The following is a 15735-nucleotide window of genomic DNA, read 5'->3' on the forward strand; positions in this document are numbered from 1 at the left end:
AGCGGACGCTATCGCGACGCCGCCGACAATGCGCCGATAAACGCGTCGGCCAGCGCTGACGCAACGGACTGCATAGATTCCCAGTGCGGATACTTGGAGATAAGGCCAGATGCAGCCTGCAATTGCGCGCCAAACTCCGCACCGGCCGATCCGAAGAGCAGACATTCCCAGTGCGGATAGCCAAGAATCGATGCCGTCAGCGACCAGTCCTGCGCCACGACGCCGACTCCGGCGCAAGCAGCCAACACAGCGACCAGCGTTGCCCTAGCACCAATTCGGCGGACCACCTAAGCTCCCTCGCGTCCAGGCTGGGCGACCAGGGACACGCCCGTCATCCGCCCACCAACTCGATACGACTACCCTGTTGCAGAAGATCATAGATGACTGCCCGTAGCCCCGCCGACATGCTCGCAGGGGGCACCCAACCGCCTCCGACGATGGAAGTTACCGCAGTGGAGCCACGGGTTTCAACGGGGTCCACTGAGGACTCGTCGGTTGCAAGAGACCGCTACGCTCAGCGATGGCTCGCACACAGGTTCGCCGGACGCGGTCGACTTAAGACACCGCTAAGGTAGTCCGCGCATCAGCGTGCGGCGCCATTTCGGGTAGCGGCCATCCCGAGCGGGTTACTAATTCACTCGAATCGCAGGTTCGCTTATCCGAGTCCGTATCGCGCCAGGCCGAACGCCGGCAAGTCGCGCGCTAGCGCTCGATATTTGCACTCGGGATGATTGCCACATTTGCTTGGCCACGCCGACCTTCGCGCAATCGCCCACCTTCACTCAATGGTCGCCCTTCATGTCGCCCGCCAACGTTCCAACGCCGGCCGACCGCTTCGCATTTTGAGGGATTAGCGTTGCAAGTACGAAACGCTCCTCCGCGCAGGCAAACTCGAAGATCGTATTTTCGGTCTCGATCACGACGGGATCCACAGCCGAAAAAAATCATGGTGCGCATCCTCCCGCGGCCACGTCGGATCAATAGCAGAAGTGAACGACAGCCACCGATCTCGCGTACCGTGGTTATTGCAACACCCTACGTGAGGATCGTGATGACTACGGCCAAGGACGGACCGCGACCGAAGGAACGCGACGAGCCCACGACGACGGATCTCAATATCCAGGCGCGCAGCAATGATCGCGTTTACCAGGCGGCGGGAAACCAGTACTTCTACGAACGGCTGTGGACGCCTACAGTCGCTGTGCCCGCCAACACGCTCCCGCGCGACATAGCGGCGTTCGTCGGGCGTGGTCGCGAACTGAAGGCGCTCGTGCACACTCTGCTCCAGCACCCCGGGCCCAGCACGCTTCCGTTGTATGCGATCGACGGCATGCCTGGCGTGGGCAAGACGACGCTGGCGATCCACGCGGGACACATGCTGCAAAGCCGTTTTCCCGACGGTCAGTTCTTCGTCGACCTACACGCACACACGGCTGGACGCCGTCCGCTGCATCCGAACGATGCCCTCTTCGCGCTGCTGTCGGCAGATGGCGTCCGGCCGGCGCAGATACCGGCGAGCCAGGACGAGCGGGCCTCGCTGTGGCGTAAGCGGCTGGCCGGCCGCAGTGCTTTGCTCATACTCGACAACGCCGAGAGCCGGTCGCAGGTCCAGCCTCTCCTTCCCGGCGCGGGGAGCTGTCTCGTCATCATCACGAGCCGACGTAGGCTGGCCGCGCTCGCGGCTCAGCAGGTGCCGGTGAGCCTCGCCCTCGACACCCTGTCCCCAGACGACGCGACCGCCCTATTCGCCACGGTCGCCGATCGTCACCTGAGCCCCGAGGAAACGGACGCGGTCGCCGAACTGATGCACCTCAGCGGCTACCTTCCGCTCGCGATATGTCTCGTGGCGACAAGGTTGCGGCCGGAGCCCCATTGGCGCATCGCCGACATCGCGGAGGAACTCGCGGAGACCAGGCACCGCCTCGCGCGCATGCAGGCCGAGGACATGGCGGTCGCCGCTGCCTTCGGCCTCTCCTACGAGCGCCTGTCTCCCGATCGCCAGCGTTTCTTCCGCCGGCTCGGGCTTCACCCAGGCCCCGACATGGACCCGTACGCCGCCGCGGCTCTGGACGACATCGCGCCGGCTACGGCGCATACCCACCTGGAAGCTCTCTATGACGACCACCTCCTCGACCAGCCCACACACGGTCGATACCGGATGCACGATCTCATTCGCGAGTACTCGGGAATGCTCGCCGAAGAGGATCCCGCCGCGGACCGGGAGCTGGCCGTCGAGCGGTTGCGCTCGTACTATCACGACGCCGCTGCGGAGGCGGCCCGCCACCTGTCTCGCCAGGTCGACCGCTCGCGCCGTCCTTACGGGCCCGGGACTGGCACGAAATCGGATAGTGCGCCGGTGATTCACACGCGGAAACAGGCGATGGCGTGGATGGAGGCCGAACGCGCCAACCTGTTCGCTTGCGCCAGCGGTATGCGCACGCCGAGCGAGGCGGCTCGACTCGGCGCGTTGGCGGCAACGATGGCGCCGTACCTGCGCCTTGCCGGTCCGTGGGACCACGCCATGTCGATTCACCGGAGCGTCGCCGCTCTCGCGGGACAGACAGGCGATCAGCCGTCGCGGGCCGAGGCGCTGATCGAACTCGGCGTCCTGGAGCGGTTGACTGGCCACTCCGTGGCCGCCGAGCGCACCCTCACGCAGGCCCGCGAACTCTGCGAAGAGATCGGCCACCGACCCGGCCTCGCCGAGGCCCTCGTCCAGTTGAGCGGTGTGCGGTGGCGATCGGGAAATGCCATGGGCGCGGCGGGAGGGCTACGCCAGGCACTCAGCCTCTACCGAAGCCTTGGCGACGCACGCGGCGAGGCCGACGCGCTCAACGAACTGGGCGCCGTGCACTACTTCAGTGGAGATTATTCGGCGGCACTCGAAAGCCTCGAATTCGCGCTTACGCTGTACGAGGATCTTGACGACCCCCAGGGCATGGCCAACGCCCTCACCCAGATCGGCATGGCGCAGCAGCTCACTGGCGAATATCCCAGAGCCATCGAAGTGCAGGAACGTGCACTGATCATCTACCGGGACATCGGAGATCGCTATGGGCTCTCCCGTGTACTCAATTACCTTGGCTCGGCTCTATGTCAGGTGGGTGACTACGAGGGGAGCGAGATCGCGCTGTCCGAAGCGCTTACGGTGCATCGCGATCTCGGTTACCGCCCCGGCCAAGCCAATGCCCTGAACTACCTCGGCATCGTCCATCGCTCCACCGGAAACCTGCCCGAGGCCGAGCAGCGGCTGACCGAGGCCCTCAGGCTCTATCGAGACCTGCACAACCGGCACGGTGAGGCCGACATGGTCAACCAGCTCGGCGTCGTACGGCGGCTGGCGGGTGACCGTGGCGGCGCGGCCAAGGAGCACGAGCGGGCGCTTGCCCTCTTCGAGCAGCTCTCCGACCAGCTCGGCCAAGCCGAGGCGCTCAACAACCTCGGCGAGCTGATGCTCATCGGTGACCAGCCGTATGAGGCAATGGGCCACTTCCGGCGCGCTCTGAACCTCGCGCGGCAGGTGCACTATCCAGTCGGCGAGGCGAACGCCCTGCAGGGCGTAGGTCGATGCACCTTGCGGCAGGGCGACTCACGGAACGCGGTCGAGACGCTCCGGAAGGCAGGGGCAATCTTCCAGCGCATCGGGATGGCAAGGGCGGCGACAGAGACCGCTGCTCTCATCGCCGCCTGCCCACGGTGACCTGGGCTGGGCAAGACGTGACACGGCGGCATGAGACGGCCGTCACGGGGAAATCGCGCCGCCATGACCACCACGCTCTCCATGCTGGAGACCCACCCGCGGCGGGCCGACGTGGACCGCACCCGCCTCGCCGCGGCGATCGACTCGTTGAACGCGTGCGCGGAGACCTGTACCGCGTGCGCCGACGCGTGCCTCGCTGAAGACCTTGTCGCGGACCTGACCCGCTGCATCGCGCTCAACCTCAACTGCGCCGACATCTGCCTCGCCACCGCCCGCATGCTCTCCCGCCACACGGCCGAGGACGGCGCGATCAGCCGCTCGATGCTGGAAGCCTGCGCGACCGCCTGCCGCGCCTGCGCGGAAGAGTGCGCGAGGCACGCCGATCGGCACCAGCACTGCCGGGTCTGTGCCGAGGCGTGCCGTTCGTGCGAGAGGGTCTGCCGCGACCTGATCGTCGCGCTGCGGTGAGCTCTGGTGGGTGCCGTTTGTGAGCGGCGTGGGTGGGTAGCCCGTTCGGCATGGGTACAGACACCGATGGCGTCTGGCGGGACGAGGAGAAGCTGCCCTTGTCTGAGCTGACCCGAGCGATGGCGTTGTCTCCAGGTGACGGACAGGTCGACGACGAGACCGGCAACGACGTGGGCATGGTGCAGGGCGAGGAGGAGGTCCAGCGGGAGGTCGACAAGACCAAGGGCGAACCCGATCCCCACAGCCCCGCAGGCCGCGCCCTACGCCCCGACTTCACCGGCCCCACCGGCCCCCACTAACCCGCAACCCCGCCCACGACCCCAACGACGGACCGCAACCACCGCACCTCAGGGTCTCCGGGGTTCGGCAAGGGGCAACCGAGTGGCCGACAGGGACGGAACGACGGACCGCAACCACCGCACCGCAGGGTCTGCGGGGGTTCGGCAGGGCCGACCACGAGGGGAGATTGCGCGAACCGCGGACCGCGACCAACCCCGCGTGGGGTTTCCGGGGCTCGGCCCCGGAATAGGAATGACAAGCGACTGAGGTCCGCGCCCCCCGCGGACAGCGTCCGCCGCAAGCTTGTGGGCGCGGCAGGGTTCGAACCTGCGACCCCTCGGTTGTAAGCCGAGTGCTCTTCCGCTGAGCTACGCGCCCCGACGCCGAATGTGAAGCCAGGCGGCGGCAAGCTTACCTTGCCGGGACCGCACGCTCGGCGCAAGTTGTCCGGTCAGGACTCCGCCTCGGCCAGCGCTTTGCGCCAGCCGGTCTGGTCGCGGGCATCGCCCGGCATGTTCATCTCCGCGAATCGCACGATGCCGGTCTTGTCGATGACGAACGTGCCCCGGTTGGCGTAGCCGCGGTCCGCGTTGAAGACCCCGTACGCCTCGGCCACGGCGCCGTGGGGCCAGAAGTCAGCTAAAAGGGGAAAATCATACCCCTCTCGGTCGGCCCACACTTTGTGGCTGTAGACCGAGTCGACACTGACCGTCAGCACCTGGACGTCCGCATTCGCGTACACGTCGAGGTTTTCCGCGACCTCGCACAGCTCGCCCTGGCAGGTGCCGGTGAAGGCCAGCGGGTAGAACACGAGCAGCACTCGCTTTTGGCCGCGAAAGTCGGAGAGTCGCACCTCCTGGTTGTTCTGGTCGCGCAGGAGGAAGTCGGGCGCCTCCGCGCCCACCGCGATCGGCATCGGGGTGACCCTTCTCGTGAACGCATGGCGACGGGCCGGCGGTCGATCAGTGCGTCCCGCCGGTCCCGCGCGGGTGGGTTATTTCTTGCGAGCGGCGCGCGGCGTGACGAGCCGTGCGGCACTCCAATCCTTACCCGCGTTGACCGTCGAGGTCTGCTGCAGTCCGGCGGTCGGTGCCACCTCGCTGATCTCGCTCGGCTCGACGTGCCCAGGCCGGCCAGCCTTGGGCGTCAGCAGCCACACCACGCCACTGTCGGCCAGCGGCGTGAGGGTCTGGACGAGCAGGTCGAACAAGTCACCGTCGCCGTCGCGGTACCAGACCAGCACCGCGTCCACGACCTCGTCCGTGTCTTCGTCGACCAGCTCCCCGCAGCGGTCAATAAGGGCGTCGCGGAGATCCTCGTCGACGTCGTCGTCGTACCCCATCTCCATGACCACCATCCCCGGCTCGATGCCGAACCGGTCCGCCAGGCTGCGTACGCCGTCGGCGGCCTGACCAGCGGTCGCGCTCACTGTCGCGTGCCTCCTCATCTCAACACTCCCGGCGTCAACCGCCGATAGCGCGTAGTCCACACAAGTGCGTCGCCGGGCGCAAGTGGCGCACCGAGTGGAAGGCAATTTACCGTGCCAGAAGCCCTCGGGCACCCTGTGTGATGGCATCTTCGGTCACGAGCACATGACGGGCGGCCGGACCTAGCGGGATGAATGAGTCAACTGACGCGATTCGCCGCGCCGCACCTACGAATCCCCCGTCGACAAGAGCGGCGAGAACCCCCTCGCCGACTCCCCGGAGCGGCGCGTCTCGTCGACGATGAGGACCCGACCGGTCGCGGACGCCTCGCGGATGATGTCCGCCACGGGCAGCGGGGCCAGCCAGCGCAGGTCCACGACGCGGGAGCCTACGCCCTCGCTGGCCAAGCGGGCGGCGGCGCGCAGCGACATGCGTACACCGTTGCCGAATGTGATGATCGTGATGTCCTCGGCCGAGCCCACGCCGTACACGCGGGCCCGCCCGATCGGCACGTGAGCGGCCGCCCATGCGTCCGGCGACAGGTACGGTGCCAGCCACTCACCATCACCCTCGGCGTACAGATCGCGAGTGTGGTAGAGAGCGATCGGCTCCAGGAACACGCACACGCTGCCGTCAACGGCCGCACTTGCCAGGCAGGTGCGGAGCATCGGCGCGGCGTCGTCGGGCCGGGCCGGTACCGCGACCACGATGCCGGGAATGTCCCGGAGCACAGCCACCGAGTTGTCGTTGTGGAAGTGCCCGCCGAACCCTTCCTGGTACGCCAGCCCGGCGACCCGCACCACCATCGGGTTGCGGTACGCGCCGCGGGAGAAGAACTGCATGGTGGAGGCCTCGCCGCGGATCTGGTCCTCGGCGTTGTGCAGGTACGCGAGGTACTGGATCTCCGGCACCGGCAGCATGCCGCTCAGCCCCGCACCCAAGCCGAGGCCGAGGATCGACGTCTCGTCCAGCAGGGTGTCGAAGACCCGGGAGGCACCGAAGCGGTCCCGCAGGCCCTTCGTGACCCCGTACACCCCGCCCTTGACCGCCACGTCCTCGCCGAAGAGCGCCATGCCCGGGTTGGCGACCATCCCGTCGGCGAGCGCCGCATTGATCGTCTGAGCGAGCGTCAGCGGGCCAGCCTCCTCCGGCAGCCGCGCGGAGAACCCGGCGTCCCGGGCGGCGGCGGACGGTCCCTCCGCCCGCGAGGCGGCCTCGGCGATCGCCTTCGCCACGCGTACCGGCCGGCGGGGCGCCAGCGGGGCGGCGACGTCGGCCGGGCCGTCGAGCTTGGGCTCGGCGATCACCTCCTCGGCGACCTTGCGGACCTGCCAGCCCACCTCGTCGTACCGCGACACGATCTCGTCCGGCCGGGCCAGGCCGGCGGCCACCAGCAGGCGCGCGGTGGCCACGAGCGGGTCGCGCGCCACGTCGGCGGCGATCTCGCTCGACGCGCGGTACGCGGTCTCGGCGTCCGCCCCCGCGTGCCCCATGAGCCGCACGGTGGTCAGGTGGAGGACGGCGGGGCGGCGGTGCCGGCGTACCCAGGCTGCCGCCTCTGTCGCCGCGTCGAAGGCCGCCGCGAGGTCACAGCCGTCCGCGGCGAAGTATTTGATCCCCGGCCGCGCGCGCAGCGCGGCCGCCACCCAGCCGGAGGGCGAGCGGACGCTGATGCCCAGGCCGTTGTCCTCGCACACGAAGAGCACGGGGAGGCGCACCCCGGAGTGGTCGCACCAGCCGGCGGTGTTGAACGCGGCCGCCGCGCTGGCGTGGTTGACCGAGGCGTCACCGAAGGAGCACACCGCGATCGCGTCCGCCGGCCACGGCGACTGCGCGTCCAGATGCGGGCGGGCGGTGCGCATGGCCCGGGCCGCGGGACTGAGCCGCCGCAGCCGCTCGATCGCGAACGCGACGCCCACCGCGCGCGGCAGGTGGGAGGCCACTGTGGACGTGGTCGGTATCACGTGCAGGTCCGCGTTGCCGAAGACCTTGTGCCGCCCACCGGCAATCGGCTCCTGGCTCGAGGCCACCATGCCGCGGAGCACGTCCCGGGCGGCGACGCTGACCGCGCCGTCGTCGTTCTCCTCCTCGGCGACCGGCCTGGCCTGTGCCACGCGCATGCAGTAGAACGCGCCGGACCGGTAGTGCAGCAAGGCCGGATCGGTGACGCGCACGGCGGCGGCGACGGCGGCGTTGCCTTCGTGCCCTGAGGAGCCGATCGTGTAGAACCCCTCGCCGAAGCTGCGCAGCCAGCGCCCGGCCAGGTCGAGGTGACGGCTGGTGAGCTGGGCGTCGAACAGGTCGAGCGCGGCGGTCCCGGTGAGCAGCGTGCCCTCGCGCACCGGCGCCCCGGGCTCCTGCTGGCCCGTGGACTCGGTCAGGCCGCCTACCGCCTCCCGGAAACGCTCGTCCAGATCTTGAGGGGTGGTCACGGTGCACAGCATTACCGACTCAGGCCCACCCCGGCCACCCGGACCGTCCGTCACCCGCTTCGATGCTCGTGGTAGCCGTTACCCATCGCGGGCGCGCTACGCCCCAAGGCGCTACTCGCCGGTGTGAGCGTCTGAACTGACCACCGGCTTCGACTGGGGAGAGCCGTGTTGGCGCAGCACGATGCTGAGCACGATTAACGCACCGACCGCGAGAAACTCGCTCTGCCAGTTCTGCATTGACTGGAACCAGAAGTCGCTGGTGGTGACGAACTTCCCCGGGCTGACCGGCGGCGCGCCATGCTCCAGTTTCTGCACCTCGTTGTAGTCGGCCGTGCCGCCGAGCACGTGGAGCGCGAACGACAGGAAGAAGCCCGCGAACAGCACGATGGAGAGGCTGTTGCGGTAGAACACGTACGCCAGCCCGCGTTTCTTGGCAAAGGCGGGTGAGTTGGCACCGGCCGCCTCCGGGTAGTCGTCGGGACGGTCTGTCTGGTGCAGCGGCTTGGACTCCGGCGAGCCGCGCTGGACGAGGTACCCGGTCAGCAGCACGTACGAGCCCATCTGAAGGAACTCGGACTCCCAGTTCTCGAACACGGCCTCGATGAAGTGGCCACTGCCGAGGTACACCCAGTAGCTGGCGGGCTCACGGCCGAACTGCACCAGCTGCTCGTTGCGCATCTGCCACCCGAACACACTCTGCAACACCAGAAACAGCAGGAACGCGCCAAACGTCACCAGGGCGAGTGCGTTGAACCAAAGCCAGCGACGCATGGACCGACTACTTCCCTGTGTCAGTCGATCTCATGCCTGGCGGCTAAGTACACCGCCTGTTCCGAGCGTGTTCAACATCAAGATCCATTGACGGAACGGTTGGTCGGAAGGCTGCGGATGTCGGTATTCGTCGATCCCTGGGGAGGAAACGATGCCCGTATCCCGGCGTACTCTGATCATCGGCAGTGTCGCCGCCGGCGCCGCCGGCGCGACGCTGCCCGGCACCGCTGCCTCGGCCTCCGGTGGGCCGCTTCGGACAGACCCGTTCACGCTAGGTGTCGCCTCCGGCGACCCGGACCACGACGGCTTCGTGCTCTGGACGCGCCTCGCTCCGCAGCCGCTGGCCGAGGATGGCCTCGGCGGCATGCCCAACCGCCCGGTCGCGGTGCACTGGGAGCTCGCCGCCGACGAGCGCTTCCGGCACGTGGTGCGCCGCGGCGTCGCGCTGGCCCGCCCGCAGGCCGCGCACAGTGTGCACGTCGAGCTGAACGGGCTGCCGCCCGGCCGCGAGTTCTTCTACCGCTTCAAGGCCGACCGCTACGTTTCGCCGGTCGGCCGCACCCGCACCGCGCCGGCGCCGTGGGCGCTGGGTGGCGCGCTCGCCATGGCGTTCGTCTCCTGCTCCCAGTACGAGCACGGCTACTTCACCGCGTACGGGCGGCTGGCCGAGGAGGAGCCCGACCTGGTGCTGCACCTGGGCGACTACCAGTACGAGTACACGAAGGACACGTACAACATCCCGGGCGGCAACCCGCGCGACCACGAGGGCCCGGAGACCGAGACGCTGGCCAACTACCGGCAGCGGCACGCGCAGTACAAGGCGGACGCCGACCTCCAGGCCGCGCACGCGGCGGCGCCGTGGCTCGTGGTGTGGGACGACCACGAGGTGGACAACAACTGGGCCGACGAGGTGCCGGAGAACACCCAGCCGAACTTCCTGGCCCGGCGCGCGGCGGCGTTCCAGGCGTACTGGGAGAACATGCCGCTGCGCCGCACCTCGATCCCGCGCGGCATAGACATGCAGCTGTACCGGCGGATCCACTGGGGCCGGCTGGCCACGTTCCACATGCTCGACACCCGCCAGTACCGCAGCGACCAGGGCTGCGGGGACGGCTACAAGGAGTGCCCGGCCGCGTACGACCCGGCCCGCTCGATCACCGGGGCGGAGCAGGAGGCGTGGCTGCTGGACGGGTTCCGCCGCTCGTCGGCCCGCTGGGATGTCCTCGGCCAGCAGGTCTTCTTCGCCCAGCGGGACAACAACGCCGGCCCGGCGACCGTGACCAGCCAGGACGCCTGGGACGGGTACGCGGCCTCGCGCGACCGCATCACCCGCGGGTGGCTGGCCGCCGGCGTGCGCAACCCGATCGTGCTCACCGGCGACGTCCACGCGCACTGGGCCAGCGACCTCAAGCTCGACTACGCCGACCCGACCTCCCGCACGGTCGGCGCCGAACTGGTCTGCTCCTCGATCACCTCGACCGGCGACGGCGCCGACTCCGACCCCACCACTCACCCGTTCATGGCGATCAACCCGCACCTGCGCTTCTACAACAACCAGCGCGGGTACGTCTCCACCAAGATCAGGGCAGACCGGCTGGACGCGGACTTCAAGGTCGTGCCGTACGTGACCACGCCCGGCGCGCCCGTCCACACGCGCGCCTCGTACACGGTGGAGGACCGGGTGCCCGGCCTGCACCAGACGTACCTGCGCCCGCTTGGGTGATCACTCCCGCCAGCCGGACATCTCCACACCCCGGGCGAGCTCCACGCGCAGGCCCATGTTGACCTCCTTGGTCTCGCCCGGGGCCAGCTCCAGCTTCCAGCTCAGCACGCCCAGCTCGGTGCGGTCGACCGGGTTGGGATCGACCTTGAACGCCCGCACCGTGATCCCCTCGTCCCGGGAGACCGGGATCTGGTCCAGCACGGTGACCTTGGCCGGCCGCGGCGTGTGGTTGGCGACCGTGGTCCGGTACTCCACCTCGCGCCGCCGGGTCGAGCCGAGCGCCGCCTTCGTCGCCGTACGCCGGGTCAGCTTGCGCTCCACCCGGATCCGGTCGTCGAGGCCGAGCGCCAGCTCCACCTCCTCGCCCGGCGCCCACGTCTCCAGCCGGGTGGTGCCCACGAAGTCGGCGTCGTGGAAGACCGAGGCCGGGCCGGGCAGCAGGGTGTGCGCCGAGGCGTTCACCGCGGTGGCCCGCAAATAGGCGTCGGGCGACTGGGCCGGCGCGGTCACGTAGTCGAGCTCGGCGCCCAGGTCGAGCACGGCCACCGTGGCCCGGTGGGCGGTGCCGTCGGCCGGGACCGCGACCGGGTGCTCCGGACGGTACGTCGCCGCGGCGACCCCCTGCTCGACCACACCGGTGCTCACCTCCAGCATGGCCATCTCGGCGTCCGCGCTGGCGTCGGCCCCGTAACTGAGCGGCATCGCGCCGGGCGCGGCCGCGGGCGGCGGAAGCGGCGCGCCGGCGCCACGCAGCATCTCCTTGCTCCGGGAGGCCGCCACGGCCCGCGCGACCGGCAGCGGGCGGATGCGGTCGAGGTACCACGGGTCGAGGTCGGGCACGGTCGTGGTGGTCGCCGGGCGGGCGGTCGAGAGCACGAGCTCACACTCCGGCCAGTCCTCCCCCGTGTGCTGGGTCACCAGCCCGAACCAGGAGACCGCCAGCCGGTCGTCGGCGAGGCGCACGTCATATGTCGACTCCCAGCCGGCGCCGTCCACCACGTACGACAGCTCCAGCTCGACCCCCTCGGCGGCGGAGACCTGGAGGCTGACCGCGGCCGCCAGCTGGTCCGGCCCCCGCTTGCCGGAAAGCTCCTTCAGCCGGCGGTCGAGCGCGGCCTTGCGGTCCCGGGCCTCCTCGGCCCGGCGGGCGAGGTCGCGCTGGCGGGCCTTGCCGGCGCCGAGCTGATCGGCGATCGAGTCGGCGAACGCGGCCACGGCCGCCGGGTCGGACTCGCCCGCCGCGACGGTCCGCGCGTACGTCGAGCCGGCCCGCTGGGCGAGCGTGGCGAGGAACTCCGCCCGCTGCGCCTCGACCGCCTCGGCGTCGGCGAGCTCGGCCAGCTCGGCGAGGACCGCCCGGCGGGCCTCCTCGACCTCGGCGACGGTCTCGTCGGCGGTGCGGGCCTGGTGGCGGATGACCACATCGACACCGAGCACGGTGGCCGGGCCGTGGCCGCCGACCCGGACCGAGTCGCGGTGCAGCCCGAGCGGCAGGGGTCCGATGTGGACCGTACTCAGGCCGGCGGGCAGTTGCAGCTTGCCGCGGCGGGTCACCCGGGCCCGGTCCGGATAGACCGTGACCGCCACGATTGGGGCGTCGAGCACCGATGTCTGCACGGGTCAAACCATACTGGCGGCATGCACACAGAGGTGATCACCGTGAAGACCGGCGGGCGCGCCACCGTCCGCGACATCACGAGCGAGGCGGCCGCCTTCGTGGACGGACAGGGGGACGGGCTGCTGCACGTCTTCGTGCCGCACGCGACCGCCGGCGTGGCGATCATCGAGACCGGCGCCGGCTCCGACGACGACCTGCTAACCGCCCTCGACTCGGTGCTCCCCACGGACGACCGCTGGCGGCACCGGCACGGCGCCAAGGGGCACGGACGGGACCACGTGGTGCCCGCGTTCGTCGCCCCCTACGCGTCCCTGCCGGTGGTGGGCGGGCGGGTCGCGCTGGGCACCTGGCAGTCGATCTGCCTCGTCGACACGAACGCCGACAACCCCAGCCGGCAGGTCCGCTTTTCCTTCCTCCCAGGTTGACGGGTTGTTACCCCCCGGTACATGTGTCGAGCGTCGCGTAGGGGTCCACCAGGCGTGACGGAGGCCGGAGCACAAGGCAGGATAGAAGGCTACAGAGACCCATCACACAAAGCAGAGGGAGCGCTGGTGGCTACCGAACGCAAGCGCCCGGTGATCAGCGATGGCCTGCCGAGCCAGCTTCTCGACATCGATCCCGAGGAGACCCGCGAGTGGATCGAGTCGCTCGACGCGGTCATCGACGAGCGCGGCGCCAAACGCGCCCGCTACGTCATGCTGAGCCTGCTCGAACGCGCCCGGGAGCGCCAGGTCGGGGTCCCACCCCTGACGACCACCGACTACATCAACACCATCCCACCGGAGCAGGAGCCCTGGTTCCCGGGCGACGAGTTCGTCGAGCGGCGCATCCGGCATACATCCGGTGGAACGCCGCGATGCTCGTGCACCGCGCCCAGCGACCCGAGATCGGCGTCGGCGGGCACATCTCGACGTACGCGAGTGCCGCCTCGCTGTACGAGGTGGGCATGAACCACTTCTTCCGCGGCAAGAGCCACCCGGGTGGCGGGGACCACATCTTCTTCCAGGGTCACGCCTCCCCGGCATGTACGCTCGGGCGTTCCTCGAGGGGCGGCTGGGCGAGGACCGGCTCGACGGGTTCCGCCAGGAGCTCTCGCACGCCGGACCGGGCGGTGGCCTGCCGAGCTACCCGCACCCGCGGCTGATGCCGGACTTCTGGGAGTTCCCGACCGTGTCGATGGGCCTCGGCCCGCTCAACGCGATCTACCAGGCCCGGTTCAACCGGTACCTGCACCACCGGGGCATCAAGGACACGTCTGACCAGCACGTATGGGCGTTCCTCGGCGACGGTGAGATGGACGAGGTCGAGTCGCTCGGCGCGATCGGGCTGGCCGCCCGCGAGGAGCTGGACAACCTCACCTTCGTGATCAACTGCAACCTCCAGCGCCTCGATGGGCCGGTACGAGGTAACGGCAAGATCATGCAGGAGCTGGAGGCGTTCTTCCGCGGCGCCGGGTGGAATGTGATCAAGGTGATCTGGGGCCGCGAGTGGGACCCGCTGCTCGCCGCCGACACCGACGGTGCCCTGGTCAACCTCATGAACACCACGCCCGACGGCGACTACCAGACGTACAAGGCAGAGTCCGGCGCCTTCGTCCGCGAGCACTTCTTCGGGCGCGACCCGCGCACCCGCAAGATGGTCGAGCACATGAGCGACGAGGAGATCTGGAACCTCAAGCGCGGCGGCCACGACTACCGCAAGCTGTACGCGGCGTACAAGGCGGCGGTCGAGCACACCGGCCAGCCGACCGTGATCCTCGCCAAGACGATCAAGGGCTGGACGCTCGGCTCGCACTTCGAGGGGCGCAACGCGACCCACCAGATGAAGAAGCTGACGCTCGACGACCTCAAGTCGTTCCGCGACCGCCTCTACCTCGACATCCCCGACTCCGCGCTCGAGTCCAACCCCTACCTGCCCCCGTACTACCACCCGGGTGAGAAGTCGGACGAGATGCAGTACCTGCGTGAGCGGCGCGAGCAGCTCGGCGGGTTCCTGCCCACCCGGCGCACCACCACGATCCCACTCCAGATCCCGGGCCGGAGCGGTTCGCCGACGTCAAGCGCGGCTCGGGCAAGCAGAAGGTGGCCACCACGATGGCCTTCGTCCGCCTGCTCAAGGACGTGATGAAGGACAAGGACTTCGGTAAGCGGTGGGTGCCGATCATCCCGGACGAGGCGCGCACGTTCGGCATGGACTCGCTCTTCCCGACGCAGAAGATCTACTCGCCGCACGGGCAGAAGTACACGTCCGTCGACCGTGAGCTCTTCCTGTCGTACAAGGAGGCGACGGCCGGGCAGATCCTGCACGAGGGCATCAACGAGGCCGGTTCGGTCGCGTCGTTCACCGCCGCCGGCACGTCGTACGCGACGCACGGCGAGCCGATGATCCCGCTGTACATCTTCTACTCGATGTTCGGCTTCCAGCGCACCGGCGACGGGTTCTGGGCGGCGGCCGACCAGATGGCGCGCGGCTTCGTGCTCGGCGCCACGGCGGGGCGCACCACGCTCAACGGTGAGGGCCTCCAGCACGAGGACGGCCACTCGCACCTGATCGCGGCGACAAACCCGGCCGTGGTGGCGTACGACCCGGCGTTCGCGTTCGAGATCGCGCACATCGTCGAGGACGGCCTGCACCGCATGTACGGCGAGCAGGCGGAGGCGATCTTCTACTACCTGACCATCTACAACGAGCCGATCCTCCAGCCGGCCGAGCCGGAGGATCTCGACGTCGAGGGCGTCAAGCGGGGCATCTACCGGTACTCGCCGGCGCCCAGCGTCGATGGTCCGAAGGCGCAGATCCTCGCCTCCGGTACGGGCATGCAGTGGGCGCTCAAGGCCCAGCAGCTGCTCGCCCAGGACTGGGGCGTGGCGGCCGACGTATGGTCGGTTACCTCGTGGACCGAGCTGCGCCGCGACGCCGTACGGGCCGAGGAGCACAACCTGCTGAACCCGGGCAGCCCGGCACGGATGCCGTACATCAAGGCGAAGCTGGCCGAGGCACCCGGCCCGGTGGTCGCGGTCAGCGACTGGATGCGGGCGGTGCCCGACCTGATTGCCCGCTGGGTGCCCGGCGACTACACCTCGCTCGGCACGGACGGCTTCGGCCTCTCCGACACGCGGCACGCGCTGCGCCGGCACTTCCACGTCGACGCGGAGTCGGTCGCGGTGGCCACGCTGCGCCAGCTCGCCGCCCGCGGCGAGATCCCGGCCGCGGTGCCGGCCGAGGCGGCCAAGAAGTACGCGATCGACGACGTCAACGCCGCCCCGGTCGGCGAGACCGGCGGCGACAGCTAACCAATCCCTACTTGTTCCGTGCGG

The 15735-nt window shown here is 69.4% G+C and carries 11 protein-coding genes, 1 tRNA gene and 2 pseudogenes; 6 read left to right on the plus strand and 8 right to left on the minus strand.

The annotated features are described in order from the left end of the window. Positions 1–8 precede the first annotated feature (8 nt). Together Pflav_RS25565 and Pflav_RS25570 are read right to left on the minus strand one after the other, a co-directional pair. On the minus strand, positions 9–287 hold the full coding sequence (locus Pflav_RS25565) for a hypothetical protein (RefSeq protein ID WP_173038844.1): 279 nt from the start codon (positions 285–287) through the stop codon (positions 9–11). Positions 288–782: 495 nt separating this feature from the next. Continuing rightward, entirely contained in the window at positions 783–920 is a 138-nt protein-coding gene (locus Pflav_RS25570) for a hypothetical protein (RefSeq protein ID WP_173038846.1), read from the minus strand. A 131-nt stretch (positions 921–1051) separates the two neighbouring features. Between Pflav_RS25570 and Pflav_RS25575 the strand changes: the two genes are divergently transcribed. The 3 genes from Pflav_RS25575 to Pflav_RS25585 all read left to right on the plus strand — a co-directional run bounded on the left by Pflav_RS25575 (position 1052) and on the right by Pflav_RS25585 (position 4467). Beyond that, the gene (locus Pflav_RS25575) at positions 1052–3700 is read left to right on the plus strand and encodes an ATP-binding protein (protein ID WP_173038848.1); all 2649 of its coding nucleotides are present in this window, start codon (positions 1052–1054) and stop codon (positions 3698–3700) included. Between the two features lie 63 nt (positions 3701–3763). Beyond that, positions 3764–4168 carry a four-helix bundle copper-binding protein gene (locus tag Pflav_RS25580; RefSeq protein ID WP_173038849.1) on the plus strand — a complete coding sequence of 135 codons (405 nt, stop codon included), beginning with the start codon at positions 3764–3766 and terminating at the stop codon, positions 4166–4168. Positions 4169–4218: 50 nt separating this feature from the next. Continuing rightward, the gene (locus Pflav_RS25585; protein ID WP_173038851.1) at positions 4219–4467 is read left to right on the plus strand and encodes a hypothetical protein; all 249 of its coding nucleotides are present in this window, start codon (positions 4219–4221) and stop codon (positions 4465–4467) included. A gap of 286 nt (positions 4468–4753) precedes the next feature. On the opposite strand, the gene Pflav_RS25590 is transcribed toward Pflav_RS25585, so the two are convergent. From Pflav_RS25590 to Pflav_RS25610, 5 genes and pseudogenes are all read right to left on the minus strand, one after another. Next, positions 4754–4825: transfer RNA gene (locus tag Pflav_RS25590), tRNA-Val, on the minus strand. A 73-nt stretch (positions 4826–4898) separates the two neighbouring features. Further along, complete coding sequence (locus tag Pflav_RS25595; protein ID WP_173038853.1) at positions 4899–5363, minus strand: peroxiredoxin; 465 nt, start codon at positions 5361–5363, stop codon at positions 4899–4901. 78 nt (positions 5364–5441) lie between these two features. Continuing rightward, on the minus strand, positions 5442–5876 hold the full coding sequence (locus Pflav_RS25600; protein ID WP_173038856.1) for a DUF3052 domain-containing protein: 435 nt from the start codon (positions 5874–5876) through the stop codon (positions 5442–5444). A 106-nt stretch (positions 5877–5982) separates the two neighbouring features. Beyond that, a pseudogene (locus Pflav_RS25605) lies at positions 5983–8318 on the minus strand (thiamine pyrophosphate-dependent enzyme). Positions 8319–8417: 99 nt separating this feature from the next. After that, complete coding sequence (locus tag Pflav_RS25610) at positions 8418–9077, minus strand: DUF6766 family protein (protein ID WP_173038858.1); 660 nt, start codon at positions 9075–9077, stop codon at positions 8418–8420. 151 nt (positions 9078–9228) lie between these two features. On the opposite strand from Pflav_RS25610, the gene Pflav_RS25615 reads away from it, so the two are divergent. Next, positions 9229–10800, plus strand: a complete 1572-nt coding sequence (locus Pflav_RS25615; protein WP_173038860.1) for an alkaline phosphatase D family protein — start codon at positions 9229–9231, stop codon at positions 10798–10800. Here the strand turns inward: Pflav_RS25615 and Pflav_RS25620 are convergent, their stop codons facing one another. Further along, positions 10801–12417, minus strand: a complete 1617-nt coding sequence (locus Pflav_RS25620) for a DUF4139 domain-containing protein (RefSeq protein ID WP_173038861.1) — start codon at positions 12415–12417, stop codon at positions 10801–10803. It lies immediately after the preceding gene. Positions 12418–12438: 21 nt separating this feature from the next. On the opposite strand from Pflav_RS25620, the gene Pflav_RS25625 reads away from it, so the two are divergent. Further along, positions 12439–12843 carry a YjbQ family protein gene (locus Pflav_RS25625; RefSeq protein ID WP_173038862.1) on the plus strand — a complete coding sequence of 135 codons (405 nt, stop codon included), beginning with the start codon at positions 12439–12441 and terminating at the stop codon, positions 12841–12843. Between the two features lie 126 nt (positions 12844–12969). After that, a pseudogene (aceE, locus tag Pflav_RS25630) lies at positions 12970–15711 on the plus strand (pyruvate dehydrogenase (acetyl-transferring), homodimeric type). The last annotated feature ends 24 nt before the right edge of the window (positions 15712–15735 follow it).

The organism is Phytohabitans flavus (assembly GCF_011764545.1).
In the GTDB taxonomy this organism is placed as follows: Bacteria; Actinomycetota; Actinomycetes; order Mycobacteriales; family Micromonosporaceae; genus Phytohabitans; species Phytohabitans flavus.